The sequence below is a fragment of the Epibacterium ulvae genome, from assembly GCF_900102795.1.
GTDB lineage: Bacteria > Pseudomonadota > Alphaproteobacteria > Rhodobacterales > Rhodobacteraceae > Epibacterium > Epibacterium ulvae.
In genome coordinates, this window is record NZ_FMWG01000002.1 from 151,897 (window position 1) to 165,656 (window position 13,760).

Consider the following 13,760-nt stretch of genomic DNA (forward strand, 5'->3'; position numbering starts at 1 on the left):
AAATCCCCATTAGGTGAAGGTTCAGTTTAATCTGCGGAGTGCGCGATGGCCTTTTTCTCAAAGCTCAAGGATCGGCTTTTTAAATCTTCCTCAAAGCTGGAAGCGGGGCTGGATGCCATTGTTGAGGAAGGCGCGTCTGAGACACCAAAACAGGAGGGCACCCTGGATGCACCCCCTGTGCACCCCCCGTACACCGATCCAACGCCAGAACCAACAGCTGAGCCTGCGCCTGAGCCCGTGCCAGCAGCTGTGCCTACACCAGAACCAGCGCAGACCAAAGCGGAAACACCGGCTGATGAAGCCCCTACAAAACCGCGCGGTGGTTTGCTTGGGCGTCTTATGGGGCGCAGCAGTGAGAGTGAACCGCGTCGGGTTTTGGATGATGACATGCTGGAGCAGCTGGAAGAGCTGTTGATCGCCTCGGATATGGGCGTGGATACGGCGCTGCGCGTGACCTCCAACATGGCAGAGGGTCGTCTGGGAAAACGCCTGTCGAGCCGCGAGATCAAAGAACTATTGGCCAAGGAAATTGCTCAGGTGATGGAACATGTGGCCAAGCCTTTGCCAATCTATGCCAAACGCCCTCAGGTGGTTTTGGTGGTGGGGGTCAACGGTTCTGGCAAGACCACGACCATTGGCAAACTGGCGAGTCAGTTTAAGGCCAGTGGTAAGAACGTGGTGATTGCGGCGGGTGATACCTTCCGCGCCGCAGCGGTCGAACAATTGCAGGTTTGGGGGGATCGCGCGGGCGTTCCGGTTTTGACCGCGCCAGAAGGATCGGATCCGGCAAGCCTTGCCTTTGATGCGATGACGCGCGCCGAAGAAGAGGGCGCGGATCTGTTGATGATCGACACCGCAGGGCGTTTGCAGAACCGGGCCGATCTGATGGAAGAGTTGGCCAAGATCGTGCGCGTCATTCGCAAAAAGGACGAAAGCGCGCCGCACAATACATTGCTGGTACTGGATGCGACCACCGGTCAGAACGCGTTGAGCCAGGTTGAAACCTTCCAGAAACTTGCAGATGTCTCTGGTCTTGTGATGACCAAGCTGGACGGCACCGCAAAAGGCGGCGTTTTGGTGGCCTTGGCAGATAAGTTTGGCCTGCCGATCCATGCTATTGGCGTAGGAGAGCAGATCGAGGATCTGGATGCCTTTGATCCCGAAGAATTTGCCGCAGCGCTGACCGGTTTGGATACTGGTTCGGATAAAGGCTGACTGCGCAGTGAGGGGCGCATATCCAAGCCGCATTGGCGTGACATATGAGTGATTGGCTGATCTCACTTGAGGGGACAGAAGCTGGTCACACGGCAGCGCTGATCCTTGCCCTCTCTGCAGCGCTTTTGCATGCGATTTTTGGAGCGCTTCAAAAGGGGCGGCATGATCCATGGCTGTCACGGGGGGCAATTGATGCGTCATACGCGGTGATGGCTGCTCCGTTTGCGCTGTTTGTTGTGCCCTGGCCGGAACCCCATATGTGGCTGATCTTTGTCGGCGTCTGGGTGATCCATATGGGGTATAAGCTGTTGCAGGGCTATGCCTATACGATGGGCAGCTACACTGTGGTTTACCCTGTTGTGCGTGGTACGGGGCCGTTGTTTACGGTTTTTGGGGCCTATCTGATTTTCAGCGAAAGCTTCACAGGGGTGCAGTGGTTTGGCGTTGCGGTGCTGCTGGCGGGGATCTTTGGGCTGGCACTGTACAATTATCTGTACCTCGACAGTAATCGTGAAACCCTTGGCGCGGCGCTGGCGCTGGCCTTTGCCACAGGCCTGTTTGCAGCGCTTTACACCACCTATGACGCTTACGGCATCCGCGCGACAGCGGATCCGTTTACCTTTCTAGCCTGGTTCTTTTTGATTGATGGGCTGGCCTTTCCGGTGATTGCCTATCGCCGCTGGCGGGCTATGGCCGTGCGCCCTGATGTGGGGCCTTTGATGCTGCGCGGGGTGATTGGCGGGCTGGTTGCCGTGGCCTCGTTTGGATCGGTGATGCTGGCGACCCGTCTTGACAAGGTGGGTGAGGCGGCCGTCCTGCGTGAGACCTCCACCGTGTTTGCCGCCCTTATTGGCTGGGTGTTTTTAAAAGAAACCGTTGGCCCCAGACGTGTTGCGCTGATGGCCTTGATTGCGCTGGGCGCTGTCATAGTTGAGATGGGCGGATAAAGCCGCGTTTGAATACAGGAAAGAAGACATGAGTGATCAAAAATCCAAGTCAATGTTGAAACCCCTGCTGGAGTTTGGCCCGGTTGTCTTGTTCTTTGTTGCTTATCTGAAGCTGAAAGATGAGGTCTTTCAGATTGCAGGCACCGAATACAGTGGGTTTATTCTGGTGACAGCCGGGTTTGTGCCCTTGATGGTGATCAGCACACTGGCTTTGTGGAAGCTCACCGGGCATCTGTCAAAGATGCAGATTGCCACGCTGGTTCTGGTGGTGGTCTTTGGCGGCTTGTCGATCTGGTTCAATGACGAACGCTTTTTCAAGATGAAACCCACGATGATCTACCTGTTGTTTGGCGGTATTTTAGGGGTCGGCCTCATGCGCGGGCAAAGCTATCTGAAAGTGGTGATGGAAGAGGCCTTGCCGATGCAGCAGGAAGGCTGGATGATCCTGACCCGCCGCCTGTGTCTTTTCTTCTTTGGTCTTGCGGTGTTGAACGAAGCCATCTGGCGCACCCAAAGCGAAGAGACCTGGGTGTATTTCAAAACCTTCGGCCTGACGGCGGCGATGTTTGCCTTCTTCATGGCGCAAAGCCGGGTCTTTCAGACCTATGGGATTGAGAAGGAAGAGTGAAGCTTCGGTAAAACGCTGGGAAATTTTTTAGTGCTTGGCTTCTCCATCAAGAAGAAATTCAGTTTGCTGATGCTTCTGATTTTAACTCTGACTTTGCTCCATAGTTATTTTGTGAGCTACAAGGCCACGGCACAACTCACTCAGCAAGCAAATGCGACATTGTTGGTCCAGCCTATGTTTGGTTTTCATAGCGACTGGCAGCGGACATTCATCGTCAATGATGGGCAGTCGACAAAGTCTATACAGCTGTTTGAAGATACAGGCTGGTGGAGCGGGTCCAATTTGTATCTGCATACGTCAGGAACATATGTTGTTCATGAGGGACAAAACGGATGCTTTGGGTTTGCCTTGAACCCTCTTACCTACGATATTAGAGATTCAATTAGCTGTGAAAAAAGACCTGAGTTAACCGCAGATGCTTCTAAAGCAGTATCACGGTTAGATGGCTATCCTGCCTCGCCCTACTATGAAGGTCTTTTCTATATCGGACGGTTCGTTGAAACGAATAGGGTTGGTGCTTCACAAGAAGACCAACCCAGGTCAAAACCTGTCATATTTCAAACATTTATTGAACACTCTGAAACTGAGTTGCCAGACATATTATAAGTCCGGGTCTGGTCCTAGAGGATCAGGATTTGAAATCGTCCTGCACCCATGTGTCTGATTTGTCTTTGCGCAGGTCTGCAGAAAGGGCGCGGCCTTTGCGTAGGGCGGGGCGCTCCCATAGCAGTTTGAGCCAGCGGGCGAGGTGGGGTTTGTCGTCAAGGCTTTGCTCTTGGCCTTCCCACAACGACGCCCAGGGCCAAATTGCCATATCAGCGATGCTGTAGCTGTCCCCTGCCACATATTCGGATTTCGCCAGCTGCCGGTCCAGAACGCCATAAAGGCGCGCGACCTCGGTGCGGTAGCGATTTTGTGCGTAGGGAATGGGATCGGGGGCATATTTCAGAAAGTGATGCGCTTGCCCGGCCATAGGGCCGACACCGCCCATTTGCCACATCAGCCATTGATCAATGGCGATTTGTTCGCGGGGGCTTTTGCCATAGAACTGGCCGGTCTTGCGGGCAAGGTATTGCAGGATTGCGCCGCTTTCGAACAGGTTGATGGGCGCGCCATCTGGCCCGTTTGGATCCGTGATGGCGGGCATCCGGTTGTTGGGGGAAATTTCCAGAAAACCCGGAGCAAACTGATCCCCTTTGCCGATGTCGATGAGAGTGACCTCATAGGGAAGGGCAAATTCCTCAAGCGCGATGGAGACCTTCCAGCCGTTTGGAGTGGGCCAATAATAGAGGTGAATGGGGTCTTGTGCAGTCATCAGAGCCTCGTGGTTGCGCAGGTTGGTCAACTGGACCATGTTTTTGCCTTTGATGACAAGGTGAAGAATGCCGCGGACTTTTAATTGGCTTGTACTTATTGGTTTGCACTGCTGCATATGTATGGGACTGAATAGGCCTCTTTGTGTGTTTCGTTTGACGATTGTTGGGTTCAGAGCTATCCCGCTTTGCGCGAGTGTGCGCTGAAGTGTGCATTTTGAATGACGAGTGTGATCGTGCAAGTCCGCAGGATCGTCGTGACTAAAGACTGAAGAAAATCATGAAAAAAAATTATAGCTTTTACAACTGTATTTTTGACCTGCGCGCAATGCATGTCAGCAGAAACTCAATCAACTGGGGAAATCCCAACTGGCAAAGCCTTGGAACAGCAGCTTTCTGGGAAGCGGGTGCTTGTTGAAAACGCGCCAAAGGGCACATTCCTGAGCTTTCTGAAGGGCGGTGTTTTGAAACAGGAAAGTCGTGGTTGGCCAGACGAATTGGACCGTTGGGAAATTGAAGGTCAGATGCTGTGTTTTGAAGGTCGTCGGCCGCGCAGCTGTGCGGTGGTTACGAAGCTCACCAATCATGACTTGTTTCTGATTGAACCTGGAGCGGAAGAAAACCGGCAGACCGTAGAAATGCATTTTGTCAATCAAGACGGTGTGCTGTTGCAGGATGTGATTGCCTACGATGGGGTGCTGGCTGGAAAATTGCGCGGTCGGGTCATTACAACCGAAGACGTTAATCCATCAGAAATTCTTAAAGGCAGCAAAACGGTGTGGGACTTTGAGACCAAAGACAGGGTGTCAATGACCGCCTTTGACGCGTCTGGATTTCCTTTTCCGGGGGGAACAGTTGTTTATAATTCAAAAGACAATGATCTATGCCTGACCCCACCAGATGAAAAACCGGTTTGTATACGTGTAGAGGTTTCGGGCAGTGATGTGCGTATGATACCTCTGCAAAATGGCGCGCTTGTTGAAAAAGAGGCGATGGTCGGCACCATCGAGTAAAAAGCGCATATCTAATCAACGCTAGCACAACAGCGATGCTAGCGTTGACTTTGTCAGGTTAGATTTTTGATATATTTGAAATTTAATCTGTCCTGAGCCAAGACGTATGAAACGATAACGGTGAACTTAAGCGCCTTGAGCGTCTCTTATGTTTCCTTGCAACTTTTCTAACATTCCAGCACCAGTCATTTCGCGTCTTTCGGCGCGCTCTGCAGCTGCTTTTGCGCGTTCGTATTCACGCTTTTCTGCTTTACTGATTATTCCATCTTTATTCTTGTCAAAATCCTTAAGTTTTGGATCTTTTGTTGGGTCATCAGCCTGGCTCGATGGGGGCATTAGATTAGAAGCGAGGGCGGCGCCAATCTTCATTATAACTCTTTCGTATCTAGTAATTTTAGAATTGGCATAACGTCATACGTTTAGGTAATTTTGAATTAAATTTTTTATAAGGTCTTAAATTATATGATTATTTTACGATAAAATTTGCGTGTACGGTGTTCGATAGGGGAGGCTAAAGTTGCATTTGATTGAGGAAAGAATAGCTGGCTATTTTAGGCGTATGGTTGGTGTCTTCCCTCTTGACGCATTGCGCCTTGACGCGTAGCAGAAGAACACTGCATTTGTTCAGGAAGTGGCGATTTGTACCGGATTGCGGGCCACGTTAAATAAACCGCTAAAGAGGTCAGGACGAGAAGGACTCCCTTTCGCTTGGCCGAACGGGAGTTTTTTTATGTGCCGTTCAGGAGGGCATGAGATGAGTGAGACTTGGAACAAGCGCACCAAATTGGTGCACGGCGGCACCCGTCGCAGCCAGTATAACGAGGTGAGCGAAGCAATTTTTCTGACGCAGGGCTTTGTTTATGACACGGCAGAGGCTGCAGAGGCGCGGTTTATTGAAACCGGCCCGGATGAATTCATCTATGCGCGCTATGGCAACCCAACGGTTGATATGTTTGAAAAACGCATCGCGATGCTGGAGGGGGCAGAGGATGCCTTTGCTACAGCATCCGGCATGGCGGCCGTCAATGGTGCGCTGTCCTCTTTGCTGAACGCAGGCGATCACATCGTTTCAGCCAAGGCTCTGTTTGGGTCATGTCTTTATATCCTTGAGAACATCCTGGCCAAAAACGGTGTTGAGGTCACGCTGGTGGATGGCACCGATCTTGAGGCCTGGCGCGTGGCTGTGCGTCCAGAGACCAAAGCGGTGTTTTTTGAAAGCATGTCCAACCCGACGCTGGAAGTGATCGATGTTGCGGCCGTGGCTGAAATCGCCCATGCGGTTGGGGCAACTGTGGTTGTGGATAACGTCTTTTCGACCCCGGTTTTCTCAAATGCGATTGCGCAGGGGGCGGATATTGTCATTTATTCTGCGACCAAACATATCGACGGGCAGGGTCGGGCGCTGGGTGGTGTTATTCTGGGCACCAAAGAGCTGATCCGCGGCACTGTTGAGCCCTATATGAAGCACACCGGCGGGTCGATCAGCCCGTTTAATGCCTGGGTGATGTTGAAAGGGTTGGAAACGATCACGCTGCGTGTGGGGGCACAATCCGAAAGCGCCTTGCAGATTGCCACAGCCCTGTCGGGGCATGCGGCGTTGGAGCGCACCATTTATCCGGGTCTGAAAGATCATGCGCAGAATGATCTGATCCAAACTCAGTTGGACGGCAATGGCGGCACTGTGTTGTCGCTGGATATCAAAGGCGGCAAAGACGCGGCGTTTAAGTTCCTGAACGCGCTGACCATTCCGGTGATTTCTAACAATCTGGGCGATGCGAAATCCATCGCAACCCATCCTGCGACAACCACGCACCAGCGCCTGTCTGATGAGATGAAAGAGGATCTGGGTATTACACCGGGTCTTGTGCGTTTCTCAGTGGGTTTGGAAGATGCTGAGGACTTGATTGCGGATTTGAAGCAAGCCCTTGACGTGTCTCAAGCGTAAGTTGTCGTAAAATAGATGTTTAAATAAACTTGTAAATGGGGGCTATATGCCCCCATTGGTATAAATAGGCATTTGACGAGAGTATTTATGCCTGCGTACAATTTTTCAGCGATTTTACGGTCGCATTTTTTTTGAAGTTACTTGTCTTAAACCTATATAGAAATCGAACAGGCATGCGAGGCCTTGAGAAAGAGCAAGGGGTAGTCCCAATGAATATGCATTCCCGATCCTCCAGTGAGGAGAGCCCGGACCGCGATGCCGCTACTGCAGCGCTGGAAACTTTGCGTGCCTGGGCGCACAAGGCAAGCGCGACTGAGATTGCAGAGCTGGATCCAGCCGTCGCACGTCTGTTGCCCGGGCAGGATGTGAGCAACTACCCAGACCTTTCCCGCCACTATCCTGAGGCTTTTGAAGTCACCCCGACCTACCGTGAAACGTTGCCTGATTTGCAGAATGGCCCCTCTAGCCTGATTAAGGGCGCAAAAGAGCAGATCCAGCATGTGGGAATTTCAAACTTTCGCCTGCCGATCCGTTTTGCGGGACGTGATGGCGGAATGCAGACGCTTGAAACAAGTGTGACGGGCACCGTTAGTCTGGACGCGGAAAAGAAGGGCATTAACATGTCCCGGATTATGCGCTCGTTTTATAAACACGCCGAAAAGACATTTAGTTTTGAAGTGATGGAAGCGGCGATTGAGGATTACCTGACCGATCTTGAAAGTCTGGACGCACGTTTGCAGATGCGCTTTTCCTTTCCGATGCGGGTTGAAAGCCTGCGTTCGGGGCTAAGCGGTTATCAGTATTACGACATTGCGCTAGAACTGATTGAGCGTGAGGGCCAACGACAGAAGATTATTCATCTGGATTACGTGTACTCCTCCACATGCCCTTGTTCACTGGAGCTGTCTGAACATGCAAGGCAGGCGCGTGGGCAATTGGCGACACCGCATTCGCAGCGCTCGGTTGCGCGGATTTCGATTGTAATTGACCCAGATGCAGACTGTTTGTGGTTTGAGGATCTGATCGATCATTGCCGCAAGGCTGTGCCGACCGAAACGCAAGTGATGGTGAAGCGTGAGGATGAACAGGCTTTTGCAGAACTGAATGCAGCGAACCCTATTTTTGTTGAGGATGCGGCGCGTCTGTTCTGTGAGGTACTGCAAAATGATTCGCGGATTGGGGATTTCCGGGTGATGGCAAGCCATCAGGAAAGCTTGCACAGTCATGATGCGATCAGCCTGCTGGTGCAGGGCGATACTTTTGCGGCGCAAAGTGTGGACCCCTGGCATTTTGGTACATTAATTCATCGCGGCTGAGTGTGATTTGCGCAGGCCGGTAAATTTACGCTGCATTGCGGCATTTTTATGCTGCAATACGCATTTCTCCTGTTAGTCTGGATTTGAGGCCTGTTGTTTGGGTCTTAGGTGCTAACGACTGAGGAATATGCCCTGCGTGATCCGTGCTTTGGATTTTGCGCAGGCACAAGGAGACATCGATGATCCGCTTTAATCCCTTTTCCGAACCAACAATGACACCTCAGGAATGGGCTGGGCTGCTGGCGGGACGTCAATTGCGCGCGTGGCGTGCGCTTGCTGACGCAACAGCGCAGCTGCCTTATCAGCAAATGCGTTATGCCCAATCCATGATGGAATTGCAGCGCGCGTTCTGGACTGTTCCTGACGCCGAGGCAGGGACTGAAGCGCCTAAAAAGGCCGCCGCCGCGCCTGCTGCAAAAACGAAGCCTGCTCCCAAACGCCGGGCCAAGCCAGCAGCAAAAGCGGCAGCAAAAACAACCACGAAATCTACGGCAGCTCAGCCTGCGACAAAAGCAGCGCCCAAACCTGCTTCTGTACAAACCAGTGCAAATACAAGCACGGCTCCAAAGAAAGCAACGACACGACGGGCTGCGCCAAAGGCTGCTGCGAAAGCAACAACAGCGGCTGCGAAACCGGCTTCACCGGCTGCTGCGAAACCTGCAGCGCCTGCGAGCACGAAAAAGCCTGCCTCTGCAGCCTCTGCAAAATTGGCGGCTGCGCCTAAATCTGCAGCGGCCAATCTGGCGGCAAACAGAGCCGCCACTGCAAGCAAAACAGCACCGTCTGAAGCAGGTTTTGCAACGAAACGGGAAAGTACACCGCAAAACACTGCTTCGGCACCAGCGCGTAAAAGCACCCGTACGCCGTCTGTGCCGCCTAAAATGCCCGCACAATCCGGCCCAAAGTCCTCTTGAAGGTGATTGCAACGGGTTGACAGCGCAGCTGCGTCACGCCAACGCTGCGCCTTATGTTGGATCTTCGTCCCGTTGGATATGTCATTGGCCTGCTGGTCATAATTCTTGGGGGAACCATGGTGTTCCCCTTGCTACTTGAACTGTATGACGGGCGAGGGCACTGGCCCGTATTTCTACAGAGCGGCGTGATCACCATTCTTGTGGGGGGGCTGTTGGCCCTGTCCTGTGCAAGCGGGATGAAACAGGGGTTGGATATCCGCCAGACCTTTTTGCTCACAACCGGGGTCTGGGCCGCATTGCCGGTTTTTGGCGCTTTGCCCTTGATCATGGGGGAAACAGATCTGCGATTTGTGGATGCGTTTTTTGAAGCGATGTCTGGCCTGACGACGACCGGGTCGACTGTTTTATCCGGATTAGATGATTTGCCACGCGGACTGCTGTTTTGGCGCGCGATTTTGCAATGGTTGGGCGGTATCGGGATTATTGTTGTGGCGATGGTGTTCCTGCCCGAGCTGCGGGTTGGGGGCATGCAGATCTTCCGCTCCGAAGGGTTTGATACCATGGGCAAAATCCTGCCGCGTGCTCAGGTGATCGCACGGCAGATTTCCTTGATCTACGTTGGCATAACATTGGCCTGTGCCATGGTTTATGGAGGATTGGGCATGGGGCCGTTTGATGCGCTGGCCCATGCGATGACAACGACGGCAACGGGTGGTTTCGCCAATTATGATGCCTCATTTGGGGCGTTTTCCGGGGCAACGGAGTATGCGGCTGTTGTTTTTATGATCCTCGCGGCGCTGCCGTTTGTGCGGTATGTGCAGCTGATCAACGGCAACAGCACACCGTTGTTCAAAGATGCGCAGATCCGTGGGTTTTTGCTGACCTGTGCGGTTTTGCTGGCAGTTGTTGCGCCGGTTTTGGTTGTGCAATCTGAACTGCCCTTTGAACAGGCCCTGCGGGAAGGGTTGTTTAACACTGTCTCTATCCTGTCGGGGACGGGCTATGCGAGCGCGGATTACATGGGATGGGGCAATTTCCTGATCATGGTGTTTTTCTTTATCGGTCTTATTGGTGGGTGTGCGGGATCAACGGCCTGCTCGGTAAAGATCTTCCGGTATCAGCTGTTGTTTGCTTCTATCCGGGTGCAAATTCAAAAAATCCGTTCACCCAATGGGGTCTTCTTTCCGCGCTATGAAGGGCGGCGCGTGGATGAGGATGTGCTCAGCTCGGTGATTTCCTTCTTTATGTTCTTCATCCTGACGCTGGGGGTCGTGGCCTGGCTGCTGGCGCTGACGGGGCTGGATTTTGTCACCGCAGTTTCCGGAGCTGCTACAGCGGTTGCCAATATTGGCCCTGGCCTGGGCGATACGATCGGGCCTGCCGGCAATTTTTCGTCCCTGAATGACACCGCCAAGTGGATTTTGATCGCGACCATGTTGATTGGCCGGTTAGAGCTGCTTGCGGTCTATGCCATCTTAACCATTCGTTTCTGGAGAGCTTAAATGCGCAAACCACTTGGTGCCCAAATCTCACACATGTTGAGCGATCACGGTGTCGAGGTCATCTTTGGGGTGCCCGGCGTGCACAATCAAGAGATGTACCGCGGCATTGATGAGGCGGGTATTCGCCATGTTTTGGCGCGCCACGAACAGGGCGCGGGGTTTATGGCAGATGGCTATGCTCGCGCCACGGGACAGCCGGGGGTGGCGTATGTGATCACGGGGCCGGGTTTGACGAATATCATGACGGCGATGGGGCAGGCCTATTCAGATTCTGTTTCGATGCTGGTTCTGTCTTCTTGCCTTGATGAAGTCGATGCACAGAGGGGGCAATTGCATCAGATGAAGGATCAGCGCGCGGCTGCGGAAACCGTGGCAGATTGGTCTGTGCAATGCGCAACACCTGCCAGCACCTACCGGATGATTGAACGGGCCTTTGAAGAGTTTGAACTGGAACGCCCACGCCCCAAACATATTCAAGTGACCCGTGGCGCGCTGGAGGCGGTTGCGGATCCAGCTGCACCGCCTGCAATGCCAGCCATGCGTGCAACCAGCGGTGCGCCGGATGTCGCCCCTGTGGTTTCGCTGTTGGGGATGGCCAAACGCCCACTGTTTATTCTAGGGGGCGGTGCGCAAAAGGTGCTGTGGCGCGATGTGTTGGAACCGCTGGGCATTGCGACCTTTACAACCATCGCCGGGGCGGGGGCTGTTGGGCTGGATTATGCGCTTGATTTTGGTAGCAGTTTGGCGCGTGGTAGCAGTGCAGATGTGATCGGATCGGCGGATCTTGTGGTGGCGATTGGCACGGAATTGGCTGAGGTTGATCTGTGGCGGGATCATCTGGGGCATACGGCGTCTTTGGTGCGGGTTGATCTCGATCCTGAGGTTCTTGCGGATGAGCATGCGGCGCAGATCAAACTGTGCAATGATGCAGAAAGCTTTGCCCGCGCCTTTTGGGACGCAACTAAAGACCGCCCAGCAGCGACGGGTTGGGATGCGGCAGAGGTGCAGACAGCACGTCAGCGTTGGCGCAGCGAAGTTGAGATGGAGCGTCCCGGCATTGTGGCGATTTGTGACGCGTTGCGGGCCGCGGTGCCACTGGATGCAATGATCTATTCAGACATGACCCAGTTTGCCTATGTGGCGAACGAGGTTTGGCCTATGTCACGCCCGAGGCATTGGCATCACCCTGCGGGTTTTGGCACGCTTGGCTATGCGCTGCCTGCTGCCATTGGCGGGGCTGTGGCACGGCCCGGAAAGCCAACGCTGGCGATTGCGGGGGATTATGGGTTTCACTATACCCTGCAAGAGCTGGGGGTTGCGGTTGAGCTTGGCCTGCCGTTGCCAATCCTTTTGTGGGACAACGCCCGTCTGAAAGAGATCGAGGAAAGCATGGAGCGTGCGCAGATCGCGCCCTTTGCTGTTGCTGCAAAAAATCCTGATTTCTGTAAACTGGCAGAAGCTTTTGGGGCAGCCTCTGTTGCGCCAACCACGTTGGAGGCGTTGCAAGAGGCCTTAAAGGCAGCTTTTGTGGCGGATGGCCCGACATTGATCTATATGACCCCAGCCCTGACGCAGGGCTGATAGGACTATAAAAACAAGGGGGGCTTGCGCTTTGTATTGCTACAATACGCAAGCTTGCTCTTGCATTGTACCAGGTTTACATACCCCCGAACTGTTAACCGCGAGCGCATGGAGAGTTTTGACGCATGCCCGTACTAGTGATGAAATTCGGCGGAACGTCCGTCGCCAATCTGGACCGCATTCGCCGCGCTGCAAAGCGTGTGGGTGTTGAAGTGGCAAAGGGCTATGACGTGATTGTCATCGTTTCTGCCATGTCCGGTAAAACAAACGAGCTGGTGGGCTGGGTCAACGAGACATCGCCCCTGTATGATGCGCGCGAATATGATGCGATTGTCTCCTCTGGTGAGAATGTCACAGCTGGTCTGATGGCATTGACCCTGCAGGAAATGGGCGTACCGGCGCGCAGCTGGCAGGGTTGGCAGGTGCCGCTGAAAACAGATAGCGCACACAGCCAAGCGCGGATTGAAGAGATCCCAACCGACAATCTGAATGGCCGTTTTAACGAAGGTATGAAGGTTGCTGTGGTTGCGGGCTTCCAGGGCATTAGCCCAGAGGGGCGTATCACCACGCTGGGGCGTGGCGGGTCTGATACCACAGCAGTAGCCTTTGCGGCTGCCTTTGGCGCGGAGCGGTGTGATATTTATACTGATGTGGACGGGGTTTACACCACGGACCCCCGGATCTGCACCAAAGCACGCAAACTGGATAAAATCGCCTTTGAAGAGATGCTGGAACTGGCGTCTTTGGGGGCCAAAGTCCTGCAGACACGATCCGTCGAGCTGGCGATGCGCTACAAGGTGAAGCTGCGCGTCCTTTCGAGTTTTGAAGAACAATCCGACGAGGCCGGAACGCTGGTCTGCGATGAGGAGGAAATTATGGAATCCAATGTAGTCAACGGCGTTGCCTATTCTCGCGATGAGGCAAAAATGACCTTGGTGTCGGTTGCAGACCGTCCGGGCATCGCGGCAACGATCTTTAACACCCTGTCTGATGCTGGCGTGAACGTTGATATGATCATTCAGAACATCTCTGAAGAGGGCCGCACGGATATGACCTTCTCATGCCCCACCGATCAGGTTGCACGCGCGGAACAATCGCTTGTTGCGATCAAGGATCAGGGTGAGCTGAATTATGCGGAACTGGTTGCAGATACGGATGTGGCCAAAGTGTCTGTTGTTGGCATTGGCATGCGCTCACAATCTGGTGTTGCAGCCAAGATGTTCAAAGTGCTGTCGGATGAAGGCATCAATATCAAGGTTATCACAACCTCTGAGATCAAAATTTCTGTTCTAATCGACCGGAAGTATATGGAACTTGCCGTGCAGGCGCTGCATGATGCGTTTGAGCTGGATAAAGCCAGCTAAGCCATTGGCTCCTTTGGGCGGT

Annotated in this window: 13 protein-coding genes and 1 riboswitch; of the genes, 11 read left to right on the forward strand and 2 right to left on the reverse strand. The window is 53.4% G+C overall.

The features are described from left to right. Positions 1-45 precede the first annotated feature (45 nt). The 4 genes from ftsY to BLP79_RS03210 are packed head-to-tail and all read left to right on the forward strand — an operon-like array spanning position 46 to position 3,396. Positions 46-1,215, forward strand: a complete 1,170-nt coding sequence (ftsY, locus tag BLP79_RS03195; protein ID WP_090216176.1) for a signal recognition particle-docking protein FtsY — start codon at positions 46-48, stop codon at positions 1,213-1,215. Between the two features lie 44 nt (positions 1,216-1,259). Further along, entirely contained in the window at positions 1,260-2,162 is a 903-nt protein-coding gene (locus BLP79_RS03200) for a DMT family transporter (RefSeq protein WP_090216180.1), read from the forward strand. Positions 2,163-2,190: 28 nt separating this feature from the next. Next, positions 2,191-2,790, forward strand: coding sequence for an inner membrane-spanning protein YciB (locus tag BLP79_RS03205; protein WP_090216183.1), 600 nt, complete (start codon positions 2,191-2,193; stop codon positions 2,788-2,790). A 30-nt stretch (positions 2,791-2,820) separates the two neighbouring features. Continuing rightward, entirely contained in the window at positions 2,821-3,396 is a 576-nt protein-coding gene (locus tag BLP79_RS03210) for a hypothetical protein (protein ID WP_090216187.1), read from the forward strand. A 22-nt stretch (positions 3,397-3,418) separates the two neighbouring features. Here the strand turns inward: BLP79_RS03210 and BLP79_RS03215 are convergent, their stop codons facing one another. Next, positions 3,419-4,144 carry a glutathione S-transferase N-terminal domain-containing protein gene (locus tag BLP79_RS03215; protein ID WP_232716295.1) on the reverse strand — a complete coding sequence of 242 codons (726 nt, stop codon included), beginning with the start codon at positions 4,142-4,144 and terminating at the stop codon, positions 3,419-3,421. Positions 4,145-4,435: 291 nt separating this feature from the next. On the opposite strand from BLP79_RS03215, the gene BLP79_RS03220 reads away from it, so the two are divergent. Continuing rightward, positions 4,436-5,116 carry a hypothetical protein gene (locus tag BLP79_RS03220; RefSeq protein ID WP_090216190.1) on the forward strand — a complete coding sequence of 227 codons (681 nt, stop codon included), beginning with the start codon at positions 4,436-4,438 and terminating at the stop codon, positions 5,114-5,116. A 126-nt stretch (positions 5,117-5,242) separates the two neighbouring features. Here BLP79_RS03220 and BLP79_RS03225 read toward each other — a convergent pair whose 3' ends face one another. Further along, positions 5,243-5,485, reverse strand: a complete 243-nt coding sequence (locus tag BLP79_RS03225; RefSeq protein WP_090216193.1) for a hypothetical protein — start codon at positions 5,483-5,485, stop codon at positions 5,243-5,245. Between the two features lie 252 nt (positions 5,486-5,737). Next, positions 5,738-5,814, forward strand: a riboswitch (SAM riboswitch). Positions 5,815-5,870: 56 nt separating this feature from the next. On the opposite strand from BLP79_RS03225, the gene metZ reads away from it, so the two are divergent. From metZ to BLP79_RS03255, 6 genes are all read left to right on the forward strand, one after another. Next, the gene (gene metZ / locus BLP79_RS03230) at positions 5,871-7,061 is read left to right on the forward strand and encodes an O-succinylhomoserine sulfhydrylase (protein ID WP_090216196.1); all 1,191 of its coding nucleotides are present in this window, start codon (positions 5,871-5,873) and stop codon (positions 7,059-7,061) included. Positions 7,062-7,270: 209 nt separating this feature from the next. Continuing rightward, positions 7,271-8,377, forward strand: coding sequence for a GTP cyclohydrolase FolE2 (gene folE2 / locus BLP79_RS03235; RefSeq protein WP_090216199.1), 1,107 nt, complete (start codon positions 7,271-7,273; stop codon positions 8,375-8,377). A 179-nt stretch (positions 8,378-8,556) separates the two neighbouring features. Continuing rightward, positions 8,557-9,291 (forward strand): hypothetical protein, encoded by a 735-nt coding sequence (locus BLP79_RS03240; protein WP_090216202.1) that lies wholly within the window; start codon positions 8,557-8,559, stop codon positions 9,289-9,291. A 53-nt stretch (positions 9,292-9,344) separates the two neighbouring features. Continuing rightward, positions 9,345-10,793, forward strand: coding sequence for a TrkH family potassium uptake protein (locus BLP79_RS03245; RefSeq protein ID WP_090216205.1), 1,449 nt, complete (start codon positions 9,345-9,347; stop codon positions 10,791-10,793). Beyond that, positions 10,794-12,374: a thiamine pyrophosphate-binding protein gene (locus tag BLP79_RS03250; protein ID WP_090216208.1), complete on the forward strand. Its 1,581-nt coding sequence runs from the start codon at positions 10,794-10,796 to the stop codon at positions 12,372-12,374. Positions 12,375-12,499: 125 nt separating this feature from the next. Continuing rightward, positions 12,500-13,738, forward strand: a complete 1,239-nt coding sequence (locus BLP79_RS03255; RefSeq protein ID WP_090216211.1) for an aspartate kinase — start codon at positions 12,500-12,502, stop codon at positions 13,736-13,738. Positions 13,739-13,760: the final 22 nt, after the last annotated feature.

Bases quoted from the DNA above. Each gene is read 5' to 3' on its own strand.
- BLP79_RS03205 (WP_090216183.1), top strand. From the start codon at position 2,191: ATGAGTGATCAAAAATCCAAGTCAATGTTGAAACCCCTGCTGGAGTTT.
- ftsY (WP_090216176.1), top strand. From the start codon at position 46: ATGGCCTTTTTCTCAAAGCTCAAGGATCGGCTTTTTAAATCTTCCTCA.
- BLP79_RS03215 (WP_232716295.1), bottom strand. From the start codon at position 4,144: ATGGTCCAGTTGACCAACCTGCGCAACCACGAGGCTCTGATGACTGCA.
- BLP79_RS03225 (WP_090216193.1), bottom strand. From the start codon at position 5,485: ATGAAGATTGGCGCCGCCCTCGCTTCTAATCTAATGCCCCCATCGAGC.
- BLP79_RS03255 (WP_090216211.1), top strand. From the start codon at position 12,500: ATGCCCGTACTAGTGATGAAATTCGGCGGAACGTCCGTCGCCAATCTG.
- BLP79_RS03200 (WP_090216180.1), top strand. From the start codon at position 1,260: ATGAGTGATTGGCTGATCTCACTTGAGGGGACAGAAGCTGGTCACACG.
- folE2 (WP_090216199.1), top strand. From the start codon at position 7,271: ATGAATATGCATTCCCGATCCTCCAGTGAGGAGAGCCCGGACCGCGAT.
- BLP79_RS03245 (WP_090216205.1), top strand. From the start codon at position 9,345: ATGTTGGATCTTCGTCCCGTTGGATATGTCATTGGCCTGCTGGTCATA.
- BLP79_RS03240 (WP_090216202.1), top strand. From the start codon at position 8,557: ATGATCCGCTTTAATCCCTTTTCCGAACCAACAATGACACCTCAGGAA.
- BLP79_RS03250 (WP_090216208.1), top strand. From the start codon at position 10,794: ATGCGCAAACCACTTGGTGCCCAAATCTCACACATGTTGAGCGATCAC.
- metZ (WP_090216196.1), top strand. From the start codon at position 5,871: ATGAGTGAGACTTGGAACAAGCGCACCAAATTGGTGCACGGCGGCACC.
- BLP79_RS03220 (WP_090216190.1), top strand. From the start codon at position 4,436: ATGTCAGCAGAAACTCAATCAACTGGGGAAATCCCAACTGGCAAAGCC.